At 60.1% G+C, this 18142-nt stretch carries 20 protein-coding genes; 9 read left to right on the top strand and 11 right to left on the bottom strand.

Going from position 1 to position 18142, the window contains the following annotated elements; translation table 11 throughout:
- Window positions 1-53: 53 nt before the first annotated feature.
- The 5 genes from Q1A44_RS05465 (at window position 54) to Q1A44_RS05485 (ending at window position 3281) form a co-directional block, all read left to right on the top strand.
- Window positions 54-224 (top strand): hypothetical protein, encoded by a 171-nt coding sequence (locus Q1A44_RS05465; RefSeq protein WP_299620890.1) that lies wholly within the window; start codon window positions 54-56, stop codon window positions 222-224.
- Window positions 221-1402, top strand: a complete 1182-nt coding sequence (boxA, locus tag Q1A44_RS05470) for a benzoyl-CoA 2,3-epoxidase subunit BoxA (RefSeq protein ID WP_299620893.1) — start codon at window positions 221-223, stop codon at window positions 1400-1402. The genes Q1A44_RS05465 and boxA overlap by 4 nt, the downstream gene beginning before the upstream one ends.
- The gene (locus Q1A44_RS05475) at window positions 1403-1828 is read left to right on the top strand and encodes a thioesterase family protein (RefSeq protein ID WP_299620896.1); all 426 of its coding nucleotides are present in this window, start codon (window positions 1403-1405) and stop codon (window positions 1826-1828) included. It begins immediately after the preceding gene.
- 65 nt (window positions 1829-1893) lie between these two features.
- Entirely contained in the window at window positions 1894-2787 is an 894-nt protein-coding gene (locus Q1A44_RS05480; RefSeq protein ID WP_299620899.1) for a helix-turn-helix transcriptional regulator, read from the top strand.
- Window positions 2784-3281, top strand: a complete 498-nt coding sequence (locus Q1A44_RS05485) for a 3-hydroxyacyl-CoA dehydrogenase family protein (RefSeq protein WP_299620903.1) — start codon at window positions 2784-2786, stop codon at window positions 3279-3281. Before Q1A44_RS05480 ends, Q1A44_RS05485 begins: the two co-directional genes overlap by 4 nt.
- Before the next feature lie 45 nt (window positions 3282-3326).
- Here Q1A44_RS05485 and Q1A44_RS05490 read toward each other — a convergent pair whose 3' ends face one another.
- The 10 genes from Q1A44_RS05490 to hmgA all read right to left on the bottom strand — a co-directional run bounded on the left by Q1A44_RS05490 (window position 3327) and on the right by hmgA (window position 12953).
- Entirely contained in the window at window positions 3327-3815 is a 489-nt protein-coding gene (locus Q1A44_RS05490) for a DUF2165 family protein (protein ID WP_299620906.1), read from the bottom strand.
- A gap of 80 nt (window positions 3816-3895) precedes the next feature.
- On the bottom strand, window positions 3896-5554 hold the full coding sequence (locus tag Q1A44_RS05495) for an ABC transporter substrate-binding protein (RefSeq protein WP_299620909.1): 1659 nt from the start codon (window positions 5552-5554) through the stop codon (window positions 3896-3898).
- Between the two features lie 328 nt (window positions 5555-5882).
- Complete coding sequence (locus tag Q1A44_RS05500; protein WP_299620912.1) at window positions 5883-6596, bottom strand: gamma-glutamyl-gamma-aminobutyrate hydrolase family protein; 714 nt, start codon at window positions 6594-6596, stop codon at window positions 5883-5885.
- A 148-nt stretch (window positions 6597-6744) separates the two neighbouring features.
- Window positions 6745-6939, bottom strand: coding sequence for a DUF2783 domain-containing protein (locus tag Q1A44_RS05505; RefSeq protein WP_299620915.1), 195 nt, complete (start codon window positions 6937-6939; stop codon window positions 6745-6747).
- Window positions 6936-8486 carry an FAD-dependent oxidoreductase gene (locus Q1A44_RS05510; RefSeq protein WP_299620918.1) on the bottom strand — a complete coding sequence of 517 codons (1551 nt, stop codon included), beginning with the start codon at window positions 8484-8486 and terminating at the stop codon, window positions 6936-6938. Before Q1A44_RS05510 ends, Q1A44_RS05505 begins: the two co-directional genes overlap by 4 nt.
- A complete protein-coding gene (locus Q1A44_RS05515; protein ID WP_299620921.1) occupies window positions 8476-8691 on the bottom strand; it encodes a hypothetical protein in 216 nt (71 codons plus the stop codon). Before Q1A44_RS05515 ends, Q1A44_RS05510 begins: the two co-directional genes overlap by 11 nt.
- 319 nt (window positions 8692-9010) lie before the next feature.
- Window positions 9011-9961, bottom strand: coding sequence for an MBL fold metallo-hydrolase (locus Q1A44_RS05520; protein WP_299620924.1), 951 nt, complete (start codon window positions 9959-9961; stop codon window positions 9011-9013).
- 120 nt (window positions 9962-10081) lie between these two features.
- Window positions 10082-11341 carry a fumarylacetoacetase gene (gene fahA / locus Q1A44_RS05525; protein WP_299620927.1) on the bottom strand — a complete coding sequence of 420 codons (1260 nt, stop codon included), beginning with the start codon at window positions 11339-11341 and terminating at the stop codon, window positions 10082-10084.
- A 13-nt stretch (window positions 11342-11354) separates the two neighbouring features.
- Complete coding sequence (locus Q1A44_RS05530) at window positions 11355-11528, bottom strand: hypothetical protein (RefSeq protein WP_299620930.1); 174 nt, start codon at window positions 11526-11528, stop codon at window positions 11355-11357.
- A gap of 63 nt (window positions 11529-11591) precedes the next feature.
- Window positions 11592-12953, bottom strand: a complete 1362-nt coding sequence (hmgA, locus tag Q1A44_RS05535; protein ID WP_299620933.1) for a homogentisate 1,2-dioxygenase — start codon at window positions 12951-12953, stop codon at window positions 11592-11594.
- A gap of 65 nt (window positions 12954-13018) precedes the next feature.
- On the opposite strand from hmgA, the gene Q1A44_RS05540 reads away from it, so the two are divergent.
- Window positions 13019-13456, top strand: a complete 438-nt coding sequence (locus Q1A44_RS05540; protein ID WP_299620936.1) for a MarR family transcriptional regulator — start codon at window positions 13019-13021, stop codon at window positions 13454-13456.
- 91 nt (window positions 13457-13547) lie between these two features.
- The gene (locus Q1A44_RS05545; RefSeq protein ID WP_299620939.1) at window positions 13548-14387 is read left to right on the top strand and encodes a polyhydroxybutyrate depolymerase; all 840 of its coding nucleotides are present in this window, start codon (window positions 13548-13550) and stop codon (window positions 14385-14387) included.
- Between the two features lie 72 nt (window positions 14388-14459).
- Here Q1A44_RS05545 and Q1A44_RS05550 read toward each other — a convergent pair whose 3' ends face one another.
- A complete protein-coding gene (locus Q1A44_RS05550) occupies window positions 14460-15269 on the bottom strand; it encodes a division plane positioning ATPase MipZ (protein ID WP_299620942.1) in 810 nt (269 codons plus the stop codon).
- A 181-nt stretch (window positions 15270-15450) separates the two neighbouring features.
- Between Q1A44_RS05550 and edd the strand changes: the two genes are divergently transcribed.
- Both edd and eda read left to right on the top strand, forming a co-directional pair.
- Window positions 15451-17262, top strand: a complete 1812-nt coding sequence (gene edd, locus Q1A44_RS05555; protein ID WP_299620945.1) for a phosphogluconate dehydratase — start codon at window positions 15451-15453, stop codon at window positions 17260-17262.
- A 6-nt stretch (window positions 17263-17268) separates the two neighbouring features.
- Window positions 17269-17910: a bifunctional 4-hydroxy-2-oxoglutarate aldolase/2-dehydro-3-deoxy-phosphogluconate aldolase gene (eda, locus tag Q1A44_RS05560; RefSeq protein WP_299621394.1), complete on the top strand. Its 642-nt coding sequence runs from the start codon at window positions 17269-17271 to the stop codon at window positions 17908-17910.
- Window positions 17911-18142: the final 232 nt, after the last annotated feature.

An 18142-nucleotide genomic window follows, 5' to 3' on the forward strand; every position in this document is an offset into this window, starting at 1 on the left:
CCCGTAAGGCGTACTTGCAGTGCGCCAACCCCGGACCAAAGGAGAAATGCCGTATGACCATTTCCCGAAACATCGGCCACGCCCCGCGCACCCGCGCGCTGGCCGAAGAGTTGAATGCTCTGAACGGCCCATGCATCGGTTGCACGGGGTGCGAGGGGGTGTGTCAGGCGCTGCTTGACGCCCTAGTCGTTCCGGATGTGGTGACCAAGGCTGTGCGCCGATGAATCAACCGCTCAAGCAACATCTGATCGACCCCGAGATCTGCATTCGCTGCTACACCTGCGAAAACACCTGCCCCATCGGGGCGATCGAGCATGACGACAACAATGTGGTCGTAAACGCGGACATCTGCAATTTCTGCATGGATTGCATCCCCGTTTGCCCAACCGGGTCCATCGACGAATGGCGGGTCGTCGAAACGGCTTATACGCTCGAAGAGCAATACGAGTGGGACGAGCTGCCAGAGCAGGCAGATATCGCGGTGTCCGCCCCGGAAGAAGGCGAGATTGACGATGCCGTCGCGGCGCTTTTGGCTGAAGCCCATGCCGGGGCCGGGGGGAAGTCCAAACCACCTGCGTCCGCCGCCAAACCTGCGATCAATATGTACAATCTGGGCAAGCCAGCGACCCTGCTGGTGCAGGGAAATTACCGACTGACGGATGACCCGGACCACGATGTGCGCCATATCATTCTGGACACGAACGGCTTGCCATTTCCCGTGCTCGAAGGGCAATCGGTGGGGATCATTCCTCCCGGGACGGACGCAAGCGGCGCGCCGCATCTGCCGCGCCTCTATTCCGTGTCCTCGCCACGTGATGGTGAGCGACCGGGCTATCACAACATCTCGCTGACCGTGAAACGCGAGGCGGAGGGTATCGCCTCAAACTACCTTTGCGATCTGATACAAGGCGCCGACGTGCAGGTGACCGGCCCCTTTGGCGCGACATTCCTGATGCCAAATGACAATGATGCGCGCATTCTGATGATTTGTACCGGTACCGGCTCTGCGCCTATGCGGGCTTTTACGATGCAGCGCCAGCGCACCAGCGGGGGCGAGACCGGTGGCATGACCATGTTTTTTGGCGCTCGCACTCCCCAAAGCCTGCCCTATTTTGGCCCCCTCAAGAAGGTGCCCGAAGGATTGTTGCAGAAGCACCTCGTGTTCAGCCGTTTGCCGGATCAGCCCAAGGAATATGTGCAGGACCGGATGTTGGCAGAGGTCGATACGGTTGCCGAAATCTTGGGCGACCCGGCAACACACATCTATATCTGCGGCCTCAAGGGGATGGAGGACGGCGTTGAAAAAGCGCTGACCAGCATCGCGGAAAGCATGGGCCAACCCTGGACCACCATGCGCGATGCGATGCGGGACGAGGGACGCTATCACGTGGAAACCTACTGAATGGGTGATGCGCCATTTGTGCACGAAATCCGCGTCACATGGGGCGATTGTGACCCCGCGCGCATCGCTTATACCGGGCGGTTGCCGTGGTTCGCGCTTGATGCGATCAATGCCTGGTGGGAGGCGCATCTGGGCGGGGACGGCTGGTATCAGCTTGAGCTGGATCGCAATATCGGGACGCCTTTCGTGAACCTCAGCATGGATTTCCGCGCGCCCGTGACTCCGCGCCACCGGCTGATGTGCGAAGTCTGGCCCAGCCGGTTGGGCGATAAATCCATCACCTTTGCCGTGCATGCGCGGCAGGATGGTGTTCTGTGCTTTGAGGGGACGTTCACATCGGTGTTCATCATTGCGGATCAATTCAAAAGCCAATCGGCCCCGCCCGACCTGCGACGCATCATCGCGCCACACGTCCGAAGTGGCTAGCGCGTTGAAATCAACCTTTGGCGCGCTATCTTTCCTCCTTGGAAATCATGAATTTACCGGGACAAATGACGTCGTCAAAGCCAATACCTGATGCTTCTGCCCCTTTGATCGAACGGCTTGCCGCGCGCGTGCGGGCCGTGCGCACGGCCCAGGGTTTGCCCCGACGGCTTTTGTCCGAACGATCGGGCGTGTCGCCGCGCTATCTGGCCCAGCTTGAGGCGGGTGAGGGCAATATATCGGTTCTGCTGCTCAGCCGCGTGGCGGCGGCGCTGAACGTGCGGATCGAGGAACTACTGAGCGACGCGGGCCCGATGGAGGATGACGTGTCGCGCGTGGCGTCGCTCTACCGGGCCGCACCGGCCCCCGTGCAAGGCCGCGTGCGTGCCTTGCTTGCACCCGAGAACCCCCTTGCCCAGCGGGCGCAGCGGGTTTGCCTGATCGGGCTGCGCGGCGCGGGAAAATCGACGCTTGGGGCGGCGGCGGCCGAAAAGCTGAAAGTGCCTTTTGTAGAGTTGAATGCCGAGATCGAACGTGCGGTTGAGATGCCTTTGGACGAAATCATGGCCCTTTACGGCCCGGATGGGTACCGCGCGCTTGAGGCGGAGGCCGTGGACCGCGTATTGCAGACTTACGATAAACTGATCCTGGCCGTGGCGGGCGGAATTGTTGCCGCCCCTGCCACGTTCAATCAGGTTTTGGAGCGGTTTCACACCGTGTGGATCAGGACCAGCGCGGCCGAGCATATGGCGCGCGTCCGCGCGCAGGGCGATTTGCGCCCGATGGATGGCAACCCGGCGGCCATGGATCAGCTCAAACACTTTCTGACGGCCCGTACCCCGCAATACGAACAGGCCCTGGCGCAGATAAACACCTCTGCCAAACCGGTGCAAACCTCGGTCAACGAGTTGCTGGCCGTGATCGCCAAACACCGTTTTTTGGAAAGTATCGGGCCGGAATGAGCCATGCCCCGGCCCCGTTGCAAGACCGGTTCTGGCGGGCCTGCGAACGCGTGCTTATGGATCACACGAACCCATGGGAACTGGACGAGGCACTGGTGGATTGGGGCTACCGTCTTGGCCCCTGTGCAGCGCAGGACCTTGCGGGCCTGGATGGGGTCCTCGCCGCCCGGGGCGTTGACGCGCCGACGCCGATATTACCGCGTATGGTGGCCGAAGGGCGGTTGGGCAAAAAGGGTGGATGGGGCTACTACCGCTATCCTGGTGGGGGTGGCGCAGTGATTGATCCGCTGATCGAGGATTTGATCCGCGAAGAGGCATGGTTTGCCAAACATCCCCGCCGCGATCTGGAAGGGCCCGCCCTTGTGGCACAGCTTCATCATCTGGTTGCGCCAGATATTCTGGCAGATCCTGCTGGGGCTGAACGGTTGCTGCATTTCCCGCTCGAGCGTCTTGCAGAGATTGCAGATGTGGGCCGCTGGTCGGACGCTCTTTGACCGCATTCGCGGCAAAGACGCCCCGCCCACCGTCCCGTTTTTGACCTAGCCGATCGCCAGCAAGATCATCGTGCCCACGCCCCAAAGCGTCATCTGGTAATGCGTGTTTTGCGCCCCATCGTGGCAAAACCAGTAACAGAAATGATTGCCGATAATCAGAAAACCTGCCCACACGGCGGTGAACAACATGGCGCCGATCAATGCAACGCTCTGCCCTGTTTCTACTGAAACTGTGCCAAAAATGGCCAGTAGCAGCGCAATCACCCCGGCCCAAAGTAGCAGCGCCGCCATCAGTTCTGCAGCCACGACAAGGCGGAAGGCCCATTTCTGGACTGCCCGGTTGGTGACGGCGCGATGGGCCACATGGGCAAATTCATCCGGGTACTCTGCGCGCATGCGGGTCATCGCCATCACTTCGGCTGTATAGGTTTCGTTGACTGCCGGGTGCAGAATGTTGTCGCGCACACCCAGCGTCAGCCACGCGCCGATGAGCCCAGTGGCCAGAGCCTGTGCCGCCAATACTGTCGTTTCCATATGCTGCCCCCGATTGCGTCGTCTTCCATAAAAAAGGGCCGCACGTTGGCGGCCCTTTGTCGTTTGATGTTGATCGAATATCAGGTCCAGTGCAGTTGCTCTGGGCGGATTTCGAAGGAGATGTGGTGGGCGCCGCCCTCCAGACCCTCGCGCGTGTGGTTGTAGAGCGACCGCCAGTAGGGTTGGATCGTCACGCCCTCATCCTGGATCATTGCCTGGCCTCTTGCCATCAAGGCGCGGCGCGCTTCAAGGTCAGGTGTGGCCAAGGCCTGTGTAAGGATGGCGTCGAATTCCGCGTTAGCCCAACCAAATTCATTCCAAGCCTCACCGGATTTATAGGCAAGCGCCCAGATCTGTACACCCAAAGGACGGTGGTTCCAGTTGGTGGACGAGAACGGGTACTTGGCCCAGTCATTCCAGAAGGTCGAGCCTGGTAGGATGGTCCGTTTGACGTTGATGCCCGCATCGCGCAACTGAGCGGCCACTGCGTCCGTGGTGTCCTTGCGCCAAGCATCGTCGATCGAAAGCAGCTCGTGCTCGAAGTCGGCCATGCCGGCCTCTTCCATCAGCGCCTTGGCCCCTGCGGGGTCTACAGAGCGCGCAGGCAGTTCCGCATATTCTGGATGCATTGGGCCGACATGGTGGTTTTCGGCAGGCACACCGCGACCGGCATACCCCAGTTCCAAAAGAACCGCGTTGTCCACGGCCATGGAAATCGCCTGGCGGACGCGTTTGTCCGCATACGGCTTCATGCCATCGACTTCGGCCAACTGGTTGGGACGGATCACGATAGTTGCGCCCGTGACAACTTCGTTGTTCACCCAGCCGTCCAACGTATCAAAGATGTCGATGAACTCGCCCTCGATCGAGTAGGTCATGTCGATCTCTTCGGCTTCGGCCGCAGCCACGAATGCCGATGGGTCAGTGCCGTAGTCGATATATTCGATACGGTCCATGAAGGCGCCTTTGCCCTCGTTCCACCAAGTGTGCTCGGTGTTCTTGACGAGAACGCCGGTCACGCCCACTTCGAGGGTTTCGGGCAGGTAAGGGCCAGTGCCGATGGGGCTGGAGATATCGTTCAGGGACGTATCGGCGTGCACAATCGCCGCTGGATAGTCGGCCATGCCGGGGATCAGCGAGATGTCAGGCGCGGGCAGGTTCAGACGCACGGTGTGCGAGTCGACCACTTCAATCGCACCTTCCAGTGCTTTTTCAGTGTTGGCATCGATCAGCGTGGCAAAGCGGCCGGCCATCGAGTTGCCTTCGAGTGCCTTGTCGCACCAACCGGCGATGTTGCGAGCCACATCCTCGGCTGTGAAGTCGTCGCCGTTGTTCCACTTAACACCTTTGCGGACATTCAGAGTGTAGACCGTTGCGTCATCGGAGATTTCCCAGCTTTCCAGCAGTTTGCCGGTGAATGTGCCGTCATTCTCGTAGTGGACCAGGTATTCTTGCCAGCCGCGCGAGAAGTTCGCGATTTGCGACCAGTCATAGGTGCGCGGGTCTTTCAGGCCGCGAACTTCCATTTGGACACGGACGGTGCCGCCTGCTTTTGCATGCGCTGCGGCTTGGGCCGGTGCGGCCATGCCGAGCATGCCATAAGCCGTTGCGGTGGTTGCGCCGAATGCACTGGCCAGTGCCAGGAACTCGCGGCGGCTGACTTCGTCCTTGCCGGCGGCGGCTGCGCTGTCCACGATGGATTGCGGCAGTGGCTTACCGGTACGGGTTAGAAATGTCATAGTCTTCCTCTCTGTTGGCGGCGCGCACTTGCTGTCCGCGTCCAAATTCGGCCGGTGCAAGCCCGGCCTGTCGGTGTTGCAGTTGACCTGCGTTTTATTGCTTCCCCTGAGTATGGGGGACGCCAGAAGTTCAAACCATCGAACGCATGGCGTCAACCCCAACTTGCGGGGTCGTGACCGCAGTTTTAGGCCAAGACGCGGGCGCTGATTTGCGTTTCTGCGCCCTAAGCAGGCACAAAACCGTCCTTTGCGCGTCGTTTATGGTCGATTTCTGTGGTTCTGATGCTGAATTGGCGATCCGAGACAGCAAAGTCCGGTCTGCGGAAGTCTAAGCGCCTTGAGGGCGAGTTGCGAAGTACCTGTCCATAAATCTGTTAAACCACGTCTCAAGTGCGGGATCGTGCACATTCATCAGTGCGGTTTGCGCGGTTTCATCCTGAACATTGGGCCGACCGTAGATCCCCCAGTCATGCCCGCGTTTTTGCCAGCGCCGAAATCCGGTCGGCGTCTGTTCGGGATGAAACTGGAACCCCACGACATGATCGCCCACGACAAAGGCCTGGTTTTCATAAACGGCGCTACGGGCAATGTGGCGCGCCCCAGTGGGCAGATCAAACGTGTGGTAGTGCGATTGCGGCATGTGCATGGCCTGCGGCAGGATATCGTGACCGGTGTCCGTCGGTGTTACTTCGTAATACCCGAACTCATAGGTGCCGTGCTCGAGCGGGCCTGCGAACGCGCCCAAATGGTGGGCAATCATTTGTGCGCCTTGGCAAATCCCCAGAAGCGGCACATTGGCCTGCATGGCCGCGTCGATCATGCGGTATTCTTTATTCAGAAACGGGTGGAGGGCGCTGTCGTAAGCATTGTAATTGCCGCCATAGACAACGACGCCTGCAAGGTTGTCGGTGACGTCGCCCAAATCGTCGCCCTGACAGGGCCGCCGAATGTCAGCCTTGACCCCGTTGCTGTTGCACCATGTAGTGATCCGGTCGTCGGTTGGGTCCGTTTCGTGCCGCACGCACAAGATTCGCTGTGTCATCGCCTTGTCCTTTTTTGCTGGCTCACGGTCTCAAATCTCTGCGGTCTGCTCTAGGCGGCTTGCGACAGAAAGGAGGCGCATGCGCGCCACATGATATTTTGCGCCCGCCTCCGGCAAACGCGTTTTTGCGAGCCGCGCGGGAATGTCTTTAGCCAAGAGAGGTATTGCGGGCTTCTTTGAGCAGGGCGGTGAGCCTGTCCGCATCGCCAATTTCGTTCATCAGGATCAGGACGAGCCGCGCATTCAAAGCGTGCGATTGTTCGGCGCTCAGACCCTCATGCGCCTGCATCAGTGCCGCATAGAGCGTGTCGCCCTGAGCGCCTAGGTTGTCATTGAGGATCATGTGCGGCGTCCCATGGCTTTTGTATATGCGGAACTGACCGCCTGCATATCCGGCGTTTCGAAATAGGCGCAGATGTGCCCATCTGGCCGGACTAGGAAAGCGCCGGCGCGACCATAGCGCTGTGCCGCAGTCTGGGTTGCGGCTAGATGCACTGTTCGGACGCCGTGCGGCCCGGACCAGTTCGCATCATCTAGCGTCAGCAACGTAAATTGGCCTTGCGCCTGTTCAATCAACCATCCGTTGCCCATGGGCATGTCGATCAAGCTATGCCCAACCAGCGGGTGGGTGCCTGTCTGCAAGGTCATGTCGGCCAATGTGCAAGGCTGCGACAGGCGCCCCGAGTTGATCAATTTGCGCGCAAAGGGGTGTTTGCCTGCGAGGTTCAGGGTTTCGTTGCGAAAAAGCGTTTCAATCTCGGACTTTGGTGTCATGAAGTTTGTGGCCCGCGATGAATTGAGAATGTTTTCGCGGGAACCGTGGGTGCGTTCCTCGTTATAGCTGTCGAGCAGGGTATTCGATGCGCCGTTCAGCACAGCCGCCAGTTTCCAGCCCAGATTGTCCACATCCTGAATGCCACCATTGCCGCCCCGCGCGCCGAAAGGGCTGACCACGTGGGCGCTGTCGCCGACAAAAAGGACGCGGCCATGTACGAAATTATCGAGCTTGGCGCAGCGGAATTTGTAGACGCTCATCCAGTCGAGCCGGAAATCCATGTCGCCAATGATGGCTTTGATCCGGGGGATCACCTTCTCCTCGGTCGCTTCTGTCTTTGGGTCGGTATCTGCGCCCAATTGCAGATCGATCCGGTAGATATTGTCGGGCTGCTTGTGCAGCAGTGCCGATTGGCCCGGATGGAAGGGCGGCGCGAACCAGAACCAGCGTTCGGGATCATCCGTGGCAAAGGGGCTGTCGGGTAATTCAACATCGACGATCAAAAAGTGCTCTTCGAACGTTTGGCCCTTAAAGGGCAGGTTCATCCGTTTGCGTGTGGCGGAGCCAGCGCCCTCGGCTGCGATATAGTAGTCCGCTTCGATCTGGTACGGGCCGTCTGGCGTTTCGATATCCAGCGTGACGTGGTCGCCGTGATCGGTGTGATCCGTGACTTTGTTGAGAAAGCGCAGGTCGATGAAGTCGCTCAGGTCTTGGGCACGCTCGACGAGGTACTGTTCGACATAGTATTGCTGCAAGTTGATGAAGGCCGGGTATTTGTGCCCGTCCTCGGGGAGCAGATCAAAGCTGTAGAATTCGTCGCCCCCATGAAAGAGCCGCCCGACTTTCCACGTAACGCCTTTGTCCAGCATCCGTTCGCCGACGCCCAGGCGGTCAAAGATTTCCAACGTCCGTTTCGCCCAACAAATGGCCCTGCTGCCGACAGAGACGACGTTGTTGTCATCCAGAACCACGGACTTGATGCCGTGTTGGGCCAGGTCAATGGCCATCGCAAGGCCGATGGGGCCCGCGCCCACGATGGCCACCGGATGGCGCGGCTCCGGTGCGGTCAGGCCCGGGGGGGCACCATAGGGAAAAGGGGCGTAGTCATAGGCCATCGGGATGGTCCTTTCGGATCAGCTTGATCAGGGTCCAAAGGAAGGTGCCGCCGAAAAAGATCAGCGCAATACCGATCGCTTCCCACCCACCGGGTCCGGTGGGCCAGCCTCGATAGACGATCGCACCTGTCAGCATCGCAAGGCCCACGATGGAGAAGGTGAGGCGAAATTTAAGGTCGCCGCGGGAGGGGCCGTACTTGTTCATTGAAAGAGCGCACTTTTTGCTAGACCGATTTTTTCTACCAATACCCACTCAACGACAAAGACGACGACTAAACAGACAATGCCGAATGTGAGCCGTTGAAGACACCAATTCAGCCGTTTTCCGTTTGGGGTTTGTTCTTGATCGCGCATCGCTTGCAGCGTTTTATTCTGATTGGCGAGGCCCTTTCCAGTAAAGGGCCACGCCGGTGATGGGCTTTGTGCGTATGAACGAACTATTTGTATCAGGCCAAAAATCCATGTCGCGGCGAACAGTCCGAACAAACCCAATATGAGCGATATCTGAAGGATTGGAAACACAATCACCCCTGCAGCGCCTCCCACATTTCGATGTCGCGCTTGTCTGTCCAGATGCGGGGATGGGCGATGCCGCGGGCTTCGTCATAGGCGCGGGCGACATTGAAGGGCAGGCAGTGTTCGTAGATTGCGTAGTCGTTGAACTTGGGGTCGCAGATTTCGCGCACGGCGTCCCAGGCCTCTTTCAGCGTGCCGTTGCGCGCGGCCACGCGGGCCGCTGGAGCGTAGGTGGAGGCGACGAAATCGCGGGTGTTTTCGATCGCTTTGTTCACCATTTCGGTGCCCACCAGCGCATCGCCGCGACCGGGGGCGATGGCGTCCACATCGTAGGATTTGATCGCGTCGAGCGTGCCGCTCCAGTCGCCGAAATAGCCGTCGCCGCAATAGCAGGCAGAATGGTATTCGACGATGTCGCCGGTGAACATCACGTTCTCGTCCGGCACGTGGATCACGATGTCACCTGCGGTGTGAGCGCGGCCCAGATGTTTCAGGTCGATCCGGCGGTTGCCGAGGAAGATACTCATTTCATTGGTAAAAGTGGTCGTGGGCCAGGTGAGGCCGGGGATGCTTTCATGCCCCTCAAAGAGGCGGGGGAAGCGTTGAAACTCGCTGTCCCAATCCTCTTGGCCCCGTTCGGCGACCATGCCACGCGCCATGTCGGACATGATGATCTGCTGCGCGTTGAAAGCTGAGGCACCCAACACGCGGACCGCGTGATAATGGGTCAGGGCCACGTGGGTGATCGGTTTGTCCGTGACTTCGCGCACCTTTTCGATGACCTTGTGTGCGAGGCGCGGGGTTGCCTGTGCTTCGACGATCATCACGCTGTCATCGCCGATGATGACGCCGGAGTTCGGGTCGCCCTCGGCCGTAAAGGCCCAAAGATCTTTGCCCACCTCTTCAAAGGTGATTTTCTTTTCGGTCATGTCCCCTTGGGAGGCAAATGCTTTGGCCATTTTTGGTCCTTTTTGAACGTCGGTATCGTGTCGGTATTACGTCGGTATTGCGTCGGTTTTTGTCTGGCGTCGGACTGGGGCGCTGCCCCAGACCCCGGCAGTATTTTTGGAACAATGAAATTAGGGTCGGGCATAGGGGTCTTTGAGTGCGGGGAGGACCGTGCCGGTGCAGGTGCCGAAACCAATGCGGTAGCCTATGCCTTTTGCGGCACCCTTGAGCGTGAGGGTGTCGCCGTCCTCAAGGAAAGTTCTTGTGTCGCCGCTATCCAGCGTCACAGGTTCCTTTCCACCCCAGCTGAGTTCCAGCAGGCTGCCACGTTCGTGTTTTTCTGCGCCCGAGATTGTACCGGAGCCTAACAGATCGCCCACTGTCATCGGGCAGCCAGAGGTGCTGTGATGTGCCATTTGCTGGGCGGCGGAAAAGTACATTTCCTTATAGTTGGTTTCAGCGATTGTCGTTGCGGCCTTACCCTCGGGGGCCAGTGACACACTCAGGTCGAGATCATAGAGCATCGGGCTCGTGTCCTTGAGATGATCGAGCAGCGGGACCTCGCGGTCGGGGGTGGTGGTGCGGAACGGTTCCAAAGCGGCCTTGGTCACGATCCAGGGGCTGATCGAAGTGGCTGTGGCCTTGGCCTGGAACGGACCGAGCGGCTGATATTCCCAGGCCTGAATGTCGCGCGCCGACCAGTCGTTGAGCAGCACATAGCCAAAGATCGCGCCATCGGCCTCGTCCACCGTGATCGGCCCGTCAGAGGCCATGCCGACGATGGCCCCCATTTCCAGTTCCAGATCGAAGCGGCGCGATGGCAAAAAGGCAGGCGAGTCGTGATTGGGCGACTTCAGCTGGCCCCAGGGCCGACGGATATCGGTGCCCGAGACAACCACCGAAGAGGCGCGCCCGTTATAGCCGATGGGAATGTGCAGCCAGTTGGGTGGCAACGCATTGTCGGCACCACGAAACATCGTGCCCACATTGGTCGCATGGTGACGGCCCGAATAGAAGTCGGTGTACTCCGCGACCATGAAGGGCATGTGCATCTTGGCATCCGCTTGGCGGATCAAGAGTGGGGCGACCAGACCCTGATCTTTGCTGCCTTCGGCGAGAAGTGCGATCAGTCGGCCCCGCAGGGCGGCCCAGACGGCGGGCCCTTCCTCCATCACTTCGTTCCAGAAGGGCACGTCAAAAAGAGGATCATCAGTGAGATCCACGATCCCTTGTTCCTCAGCGGCTTGCATATCGAGGATCATATGACCAATCGCCACCCCGCAGCGTGCGTCGAGCGTACCCGTCGAGAATACGCCATAGGGCAGGTTGTTGAGGGGAAAGTCAGTGTCGGCGCTGTTGGCGCTGTCCACCCAGGAACGTTTGAGGGTCATATGAGGCTTTCGTTCAGTGCCAGCCGGGGCCGTGGGTCGGCGGGTCTTCGCCCGGGTGCATTTTGAGGGTGTCGGCCGGCCGCTCGCGCCATTGCCGGTAGATCAAAGGCATTTGACAGAGGGTAAAGATCAGCAGCGAAATCAGCACCCAGCCAAACCAGGGAACGGAAGTTATGAAATCAAGCATTTGCATCCCCTTTGATTGTGTCTGGTACGGCCTTGTCTGCCCGAAGGGTTATCCCATTCACCTTCATTTCTTGCCCGGTGTCCCGTCGAATTTCTTTTCGATATCGGTCCAGCAATCAATATAGTCGTCTTGCAACGGTGCTTCTTGTGCCGCGAATTGCGTCAGGTGCTGGGGGAAACGGGTTTCGAACATGAAGGACATGGTGTTGTCCAGTTTTACCGCGTCAAGCTCTGCATTGCTGGCGCCCTCGAAGGCGTTCTTGTCGGGGCCGTGCGGCAGCATCATGTTGTGCAGGCTCATCCCGCCGGGAATAAACCCTTTGGGTTTGGCGTCATATTGGCCGTAAATGTTGCCCATCAGTTCGGACATGATGTTCTTGTGATACCAGGGCGGGCGGAACGTGTCTTCGGCCACCATCCAGCGTTCGCGGAACAGGACAAAGTCGATATTTGCAGTGCCTTCGACGCCTGATGGGGCCGTGAGCACGGTAAAGATCGACGGGTCGGGATGGTCGAAAAGAACCGCGCCGACCGGGCAATAGGTGCGCAGGTCATATTTCACCGGGGCGTAGTTGCCGTGCCAGGCGACCACGTCGAGCGGCGAATGCCCGATCTGTGTCTCATGGAACTGGCCGCACCATTTGATCGTGACGGTTGAGGGGGTTTCGCGGTCCTCGAACGCAGCCACGGGCGTTTTGAAATCCCTGCGGTTGGCCATGCAATTGGCCCCGATGGGGCCGCGTCCCGGCAGTTCGAATTTCTGGCCGTAGTTTTCGCAGACAAATCCGCGTGCGGGCCCTTCCAGCACTTCGACCCGGTACAGCAGACCACGGGGCAGGATCGCAATTTCCTTTGGTTCCAGGTCGATCACACCCAATTCGGTGCAGAACCTCAGCCGTCCTTCCTGGGGTACCACCAGCAATTCGCTGTCGGCAGAGTAGAAATAGGCATCCTGCATGGATTGGGTGACCAGATAGATGTGGCTAGCCATGCCGACCTGAGTGTTCACATCGCCAGCACTTGTCATGGTCCGCATGCCCGTCAGCCAGGTCAGCGGCTGGCCGGAATGCGGGAGGGGATCCCAACGGTATTGACCGAGGCTGGTCACATTCTCGGGGATATGGGGGGCCGATTTCCAATAGGGCAGGTCGATCCGCTGGTAACGGTGCGAATGTTTGACCGACGGGCGGATGCGGTAGCACCATGTCCGCTCGTTCTGATGGCTGGGGGCGGTGAAGGCGGTGCCGCTGAGTTGTTCGCCATAGAGACCATAGTTGCATTTTTGCGGTGAATTCATGCCATCGGGGAGGGCACCGGGCAGGGCCTCGGTCTCAAAGTCATTGCCAAAGCCGGGCATGTAACCGTCGGTGATCCCTGCCCCCGAAGGCGCTTGGATCATGTTATGCGGTGCGGTGTGGCGGTTCATGGCGATACGCTCCCTTGCGGAATTGGTCCCTTCTGTAATAGTTGGTTTTGTAACTAACAAGCGGTGTGGGCGTGTCTGACTTCGATCTGGAAAAGTTTTTACCCTATCTTTTGAACCAGGCAGCTGAGGCATCGAGCCTTGAGTTTCAACAGGTCTATAAGGACCGCTACGGGATGTTGCGCAACGAATGGCGTGTGCTGTTTCATTTGGGCATGTATGGCCGGATGACGGCCTCTGCCATCGGGGCGCGGGCGGGTTTGCACAAGACCAAGATCAGCCGGGCGGTCGCAAAGCTTGAGGCGCGCCGGTTTTTGACCCGGGACCGGGACGGCAAGGACCGCCGGGTGGAGCATCTGACGCTGACGCCCAGCGGGCAGGCGGCCTTTGCCGATTTGCGGGCGGTTGCGGAACGGTATGATGCCGCCTTGTTGGAAGGTTTGCCGCCGCAGGATGCCGCACGCCTCAAGGCGCTGTTGCACATGCTGGCCCGGCGGCGGGGATAGGAAACGAACATTTGGTCGTGGGAATGTGACTTGCATGGTGGGCCATGCGTCAGCAGGGTACGGCAATAAATTTCGAGGACCAGCCACAATCATGAAACCACGGATGTTTTTCTGGGCCGCATTTGTCAGCGCCACCCTGTTTGGACCTGCTGCGCAGGCCCTAGACTGCGGCAACGCCGAGACCCCCTGCGTTGTGGACAGAGGGACCTATCACATGGCGATGCCCGAAGACGGACAGGCCAAGGGTATCGTCATGCACCTGCACGGGGCCGGCGCTCAAGGCAAAGGGCTTTTGAAATCCGGTTTGGGCCGGGGCGCGGTAGAGCGCGGCTATGCCTTTGTGGCCCCGGACGGGTATCACCCCAACTCGCGTTTTGTGCGTAACTGGTCGGTCCGGGCCAAGGGGACGTCCTTTGAGCGGGACGATGCGGCGTTCCTGCGCGATGTGCTGGCGGATGCGCAGGCCAAGGCGGGCGTGGCGGATATGCCCGTGCTGTTGGCCGGGTTTTCGCGGGGCGGGTCGATGGTGTGGGATATCGCCTGTGATGATCCGGGCTTTGCCATGGCCTATGCGCCCATGGCAGGTGCACTGTGGGATGACCTGCCAGACAGTTGTACGGCGCCCGTGAACCTCTTTCATACCCACGGTTGGAATGATCGGACCGTGCCGTTGGAAGGGCGTTCACTGCGTGGTGGTACGGTAATTCAGGGGGACGTTTGGGCGTCGCTCAAAATCCTGCGGGAAACCAATGGCTGCGATGCGCGCCAGCCCGAGCGGAACAGCTTTGAGCCGGAGCGCTGGCTGCGTCATTGGACGGATTGCGCGGCGGGGCGGATCGAATTGATGCTTCACCCTGGCGGACATGGTGCGCCACGGGGCTGGGCGACACGCATGCTAGATTGGTTTGAAACAGTTCAAGCTGACCTTTAAGGCGGAGGTGTCGTTTGCCATCACCGGACGCAAACCGTGGCGCACCAAAAGGCACGCCTTAGGGGAAGGAGTTCAAAAGTCTGCTTCGACCCCGGGCAGTTTCAACGCCTTCACCAGATCGCGCAATTCCTGCCGCGCCGCCACATTCGAGATGTTGAGCTGTTTGACCCCGATATCCTTTAGGTCGAGCAGCGTAAGCCCCCGGGGGAACAGCTCGCGGAAAATGACCCGCTCGGAAAAGCCGGGTGCAATGCGGAACCCGATCCGTTTGGAGAGCATGGCGATCGCCCGCTCCATCTTTTCCTTGTTGACCATCCGCTGCGCCCCCATCCGGTTGCGGACAACGATCCAGTCGATGGGTTTGAGCCCCGCCTGCGCCCGCAATTGCCGCGCGTTCCAGACCATTTCGGAATAGACCGACGGCCCGAGGATTTTCTCCCCCGACGAATCAATCCGCGCCAGCAGGTCAAAGTCGACAAAGCTGTCATTGAGCGGCGTGATCAGCGTGTCGGCGAGCGAATGCGCCACTTGGCTCAGCCGCGTGTGCGAGCCTGGGCAGTCGATCAGGATAAAGTCGTTGTCTGGCTCCAGCGTAGCCACCGCCGCTGACAACCGGTGGTCATAGATGTTTTCGCCCGGTTTCAGGGCCGAGGCGTCAATTTCGGGAAGGTCATGCACATCCGGGCTGGGCAATTCCAGCTCAGCCTGTTTACAGAAGCTTTCCCGGTTCTCCACATAGCGCCCGAACGTGCGCTGCCGCAGGTCCAGATCCAGCGCGCTGACCTTGTGACCAGAACGCGCAAGCGCTGTCGCCACATGCATCGATACCGTCGATTTGCCGGCACCGCCCTTTTCGTTCCCCACGACGATGATATGCGCCATGTCTGTCCCCTTACCGCACATCCGCTATGCCTTGTTATGCGGACTATATGTTGTGGCCGAGCGCTTGGGAAGCGTTGGCGTATCTTTTCCTGCGGCACCGTGGCGCGTCAGTTCCTGTTAGCGCTATCAGAAAGGCTGTGCTATAGGGCGCGCAACGAATGAGATGAGATAGGAGAGCACCATGCCCCTGCACCCCATGTTGGAACGCGTCACCGAACGCGTCATTGAACGCAGCGCACCCACCCGCCGCCGATATCTGGACCGGATGGCCGCCGCCAAGTCACAAGGCCCCGCTCGCGCCCACCTGTCGTGCAGCGGGCAGGCCCACGCCTTTGCTGCCGCAGGCCCGGATCAGGGGCGTTTGGCAGAGGCGTCGGTGGGCAACCTCGGCATTGTGACAGCCTATAATGACATGTTGTCGGCTCACCAACCGTTCGAGCGGTACCCGACCCTGATCCGCGATGCGGTTCGCGCCGCCGGTGGCACGGCCCAGGTTGCGGGCGGCGTGCCCGCCATGTGTGATGGTGTGACACAGGGCGAGGCGGGGATGGAGCTGAGCTTGTTTTCCCGCGACGTGATTGCTTTGGCCGCGGGCGTCGCCCTCAGCCACAATACGTTCGATGCGGTTGTCTACCTGGGTGTGTGTGACAAGATCGTGCCGGGCCTGATCATCGCTGCCCAGAGCTTTGGTCACATGCCTGCCGTCTTCCTGCCCGCAGGGCCTATGGTCAGCGGTCTGCCCAATGACGAAAAGGCCAAGGTCCGCCAGCGCTTTGCCGCAGGCGAGGCGACCCGCGAAGAGTTGTTGAAGGCCGAGATGGCCGCTTATCACGGCCCAGGCACTTGTACCTTCTACGGCACTGCAAACACCAATCAGATGCTGATGGAGTTCATGGGGCTGCACCTGCCCGGTTCTTCGTTCGTGAACCCCAACACCGACTTGCGCGACGCGCTGACGGTTGAGGGGGCCAAGCGTGCGCTGTCGCTGTCGGCGCTGGGCAATCACTATACCCCTGTTTGCGACGTTCTGGATGAAAAGGCGTTCGTGAACGGCATCGTCGGTCTGAATGCCACGGGGGGGTCGACCAACCTGCTGATCCACCTGATCGCCATGGCGCGCGCGGGCGGTATCATTCTGGATTGGGAAGACTTCTGTGATCTCTCCGAGGTGACGCCGCTTTTGGCCCGGGTCTATCCCAACGGTCTGGCGGATGTGAACCAGTTCCATGCGGCAGGTGGCCTGGGCTTCATGATCGGCCAATTGCTCGGTGCGGGCCTCTTGCATGACGACACCCAAACCGTGGCCGGTGAGGGGCTTGAGCACTACACGGCAGAGCCGAAACTGGTCGATGGGACGCTGGAATGGACTCCTGGCACGCCGGACAGCCTGAACCCCGGAATCCTGCGCCCGGCGACGGACCCGTTCCAGGAAACCGGCGGCCTCAGCCGCCTCGTGGGCACACTGGGCACCGGCGTGATGAAAATTTCCGCCGTGGCGCCAGAGCACCGGATCGTTGAGGCGCCCTGCCGCGTCTTCCACGATCAGGACGAGGTGAAGGCCGCGTTCAAGGCAGGTGAATTTATCGGCGACACCATCATCGTTGTCCGTTTCCAAGGGCCAAAGGCCAATGGGATGCCCGAATTGCACAGCCTGACGCCGCTCATGGGGATCATGCAGGGCCGGGGCCAAAAGGTGGCGCTTGTCACCGATGGGCGCATGTCCGGCGCGTCGGGCAAGATGCCCTCGGCCATCCACGTGTGCCCTGAGGCACTGGACGGTGGGCCGATCGCGCAACTGCGCGACGGTGACGTGTTGCGTGTCGACGCCGAGGCTGGTGTATTGGAGATCATGACCGAAGGCGTGCTGGACCGCCCGCACGCCACTGCGGATCTTGAACACAATACCTGGGGCGTTGGTCGTGAACTGTTTTCCACCTTCCGTGGGGCGGTCGGATCGGCCAACACCGGGGCAACTGTATTTGGAGACTTCTGAACTATGATGACCGCAAAAGCCGCCGCCGCGCGGGCCTGGGAAATTTGTAACCTCGCCCCCATTGTTCCTGTGCTGGTGGTCGATGACGTGGCCCATGCGCGCCCCCTCGCCGAGGCGCTGGTGGCCGGTGGATTGCCCGCTTTGGAAGTGACCCTGCGGACCGAAGCCGCTTTGGACGTGATCGCAGCGATGGCGGACGTGCCGGGCGGCGTGGTCGGGGCCGGAACCTTGGTGACGCCTGATGACGTTGTTGCGGCCAAGGCGGCAGGGGCGCAATTCGGCGTGTCGCCGGGAGCGACGGATGCCTTGATTGCCGCCTGCGAGGCCGAGGAATTGCCCTTGCTGCCCGGTGCCGCCACCGCAACCGAGGCGATGGCGCTTTTGGCGCGTGGCTATGACATGCTCAAGTTCTTCCCGGCCGAAGCTTCCGGCGGCGCGCCCGCGCTGAAGGCCATCGGCGCCCCCTTGCCGCAAATCTCGTTCTGCCCAACGGGTGGGGTGAGCATGGCCAACGCAATGAGCTATCTGAGCCTGCCGAACGTGGTCTGCGCGGGAGGAAGCTGGGTCGCGCCCAAGGACAAGGTACAGGCGGGCGACTGGGCCGGTATCGAAGAACTGGCCCGAGAGGCGGCAGCGCTGGGCGGGTAAAGCACCCCCTGGCCGGTCGTTTAGGGGTAATGCAAGAGGGTCGGCGGGTTCAGAGGCGGGCCAATTGCGCGACCTTGGTGCTGCGCTTTCAGGGATCAAAACTGGAATGCGGTTCTTTTGCGCATTTTGGTTCCGATTTCAGCGATGCGCAGAGAGCGGACTGTGCAAAGTTACACCCTTGGACTCGCCGTGTGCGCGAGTTGAACAAAACTCGCTAGAATTGTAAGCTGTC

Origin of the sequence: uncultured Tateyamaria sp., from assembly GCF_947503705.1 — a bacterium.
Classification (GTDB): domain Bacteria; phylum Pseudomonadota; class Alphaproteobacteria; order Rhodobacterales; family Rhodobacteraceae; genus Tateyamaria.

What these genes read in the sequence shown, in the direction of transcription:
- Q1A44_RS05465 (WP_299620890.1), top strand. Translation starts at nt 54, where the DNA reads ATGACCATTTCCCGAAACATCGGCCACGCCCCGCGCACCCGCGCGCTG.
- boxA (WP_299620893.1), top strand. Translation starts at nt 221, where the DNA reads ATGAATCAACCGCTCAAGCAACATCTGATCGACCCCGAGATCTGCATT.
- Q1A44_RS05475 (WP_299620896.1), top strand. Translation starts at nt 1,403, where the DNA reads ATGGGTGATGCGCCATTTGTGCACGAAATCCGCGTCACATGGGGCGAT.
- Q1A44_RS05480 (WP_299620899.1), top strand. Translation starts at nt 1,894, where the DNA reads ATGACGTCGTCAAAGCCAATACCTGATGCTTCTGCCCCTTTGATCGAA.
- Q1A44_RS05485 (WP_299620903.1), top strand. Translation starts at nt 2,784, where the DNA reads ATGAGCCATGCCCCGGCCCCGTTGCAAGACCGGTTCTGGCGGGCCTGC.
- Q1A44_RS05490 (WP_299620906.1), bottom strand. Translation starts at nt 3,815, where the DNA reads ATGGAAACGACAGTATTGGCGGCACAGGCTCTGGCCACTGGGCTCATC.
- Q1A44_RS05495 (WP_299620909.1), bottom strand. Translation starts at nt 5,554, where the DNA reads ATGACATTTCTAACCCGTACCGGTAAGCCACTGCCGCAATCCATCGTG.
- Q1A44_RS05500 (WP_299620912.1), bottom strand. Translation starts at nt 6,596, where the DNA reads ATGACACAGCGAATCTTGTGCGTGCGGCACGAAACGGACCCAACCGAC.
- Q1A44_RS05505 (WP_299620915.1), bottom strand. Translation starts at nt 6,939, where the DNA reads ATGATCCTCAATGACAACCTAGGCGCTCAGGGCGACACGCTCTATGCG.
- Q1A44_RS05510 (WP_299620918.1), bottom strand. Translation starts at nt 8,486, where the DNA reads ATGGCCTATGACTACGCCCCTTTTCCCTATGGTGCCCCCCCGGGCCTG.
- Q1A44_RS05515 (WP_299620921.1), bottom strand. Translation starts at nt 8,691, where the DNA reads ATGAACAAGTACGGCCCCTCCCGCGGCGACCTTAAATTTCGCCTCACC.
- Q1A44_RS05520 (WP_299620924.1), bottom strand. Translation starts at nt 9,961, where the DNA reads ATGGCCAAAGCATTTGCCTCCCAAGGGGACATGACCGAAAAGAAAATC.
- fahA (WP_299620927.1), bottom strand. Translation starts at nt 11,341, where the DNA reads ATGACCCTCAAACGTTCCTGGGTGGACAGCGCCAACAGCGCCGACACT.
- Q1A44_RS05530 (WP_299620930.1), bottom strand. Translation starts at nt 11,528, where the DNA reads ATGCTTGATTTCATAACTTCCGTTCCCTGGTTTGGCTGGGTGCTGATT.
- hmgA (WP_299620933.1), bottom strand. Translation starts at nt 12,953, where the DNA reads ATGAACCGCCACACCGCACCGCATAACATGATCCAAGCGCCTTCGGGG.
- Q1A44_RS05545 (WP_299620939.1), top strand. Translation starts at nt 13,548, where the DNA reads ATGAAACCACGGATGTTTTTCTGGGCCGCATTTGTCAGCGCCACCCTG.
- Q1A44_RS05550 (WP_299620942.1), bottom strand. Translation starts at nt 15,269, where the DNA reads ATGGCGCATATCATCGTCGTGGGGAACGAAAAGGGCGGTGCCGGCAAA.
- edd (WP_299620945.1), top strand. Translation starts at nt 15,451, where the DNA reads ATGCCCCTGCACCCCATGTTGGAACGCGTCACCGAACGCGTCATTGAA.
- eda (WP_299621394.1), top strand. Translation starts at nt 17,269, where the DNA reads ATGACCGCAAAAGCCGCCGCCGCGCGGGCCTGGGAAATTTGTAACCTC.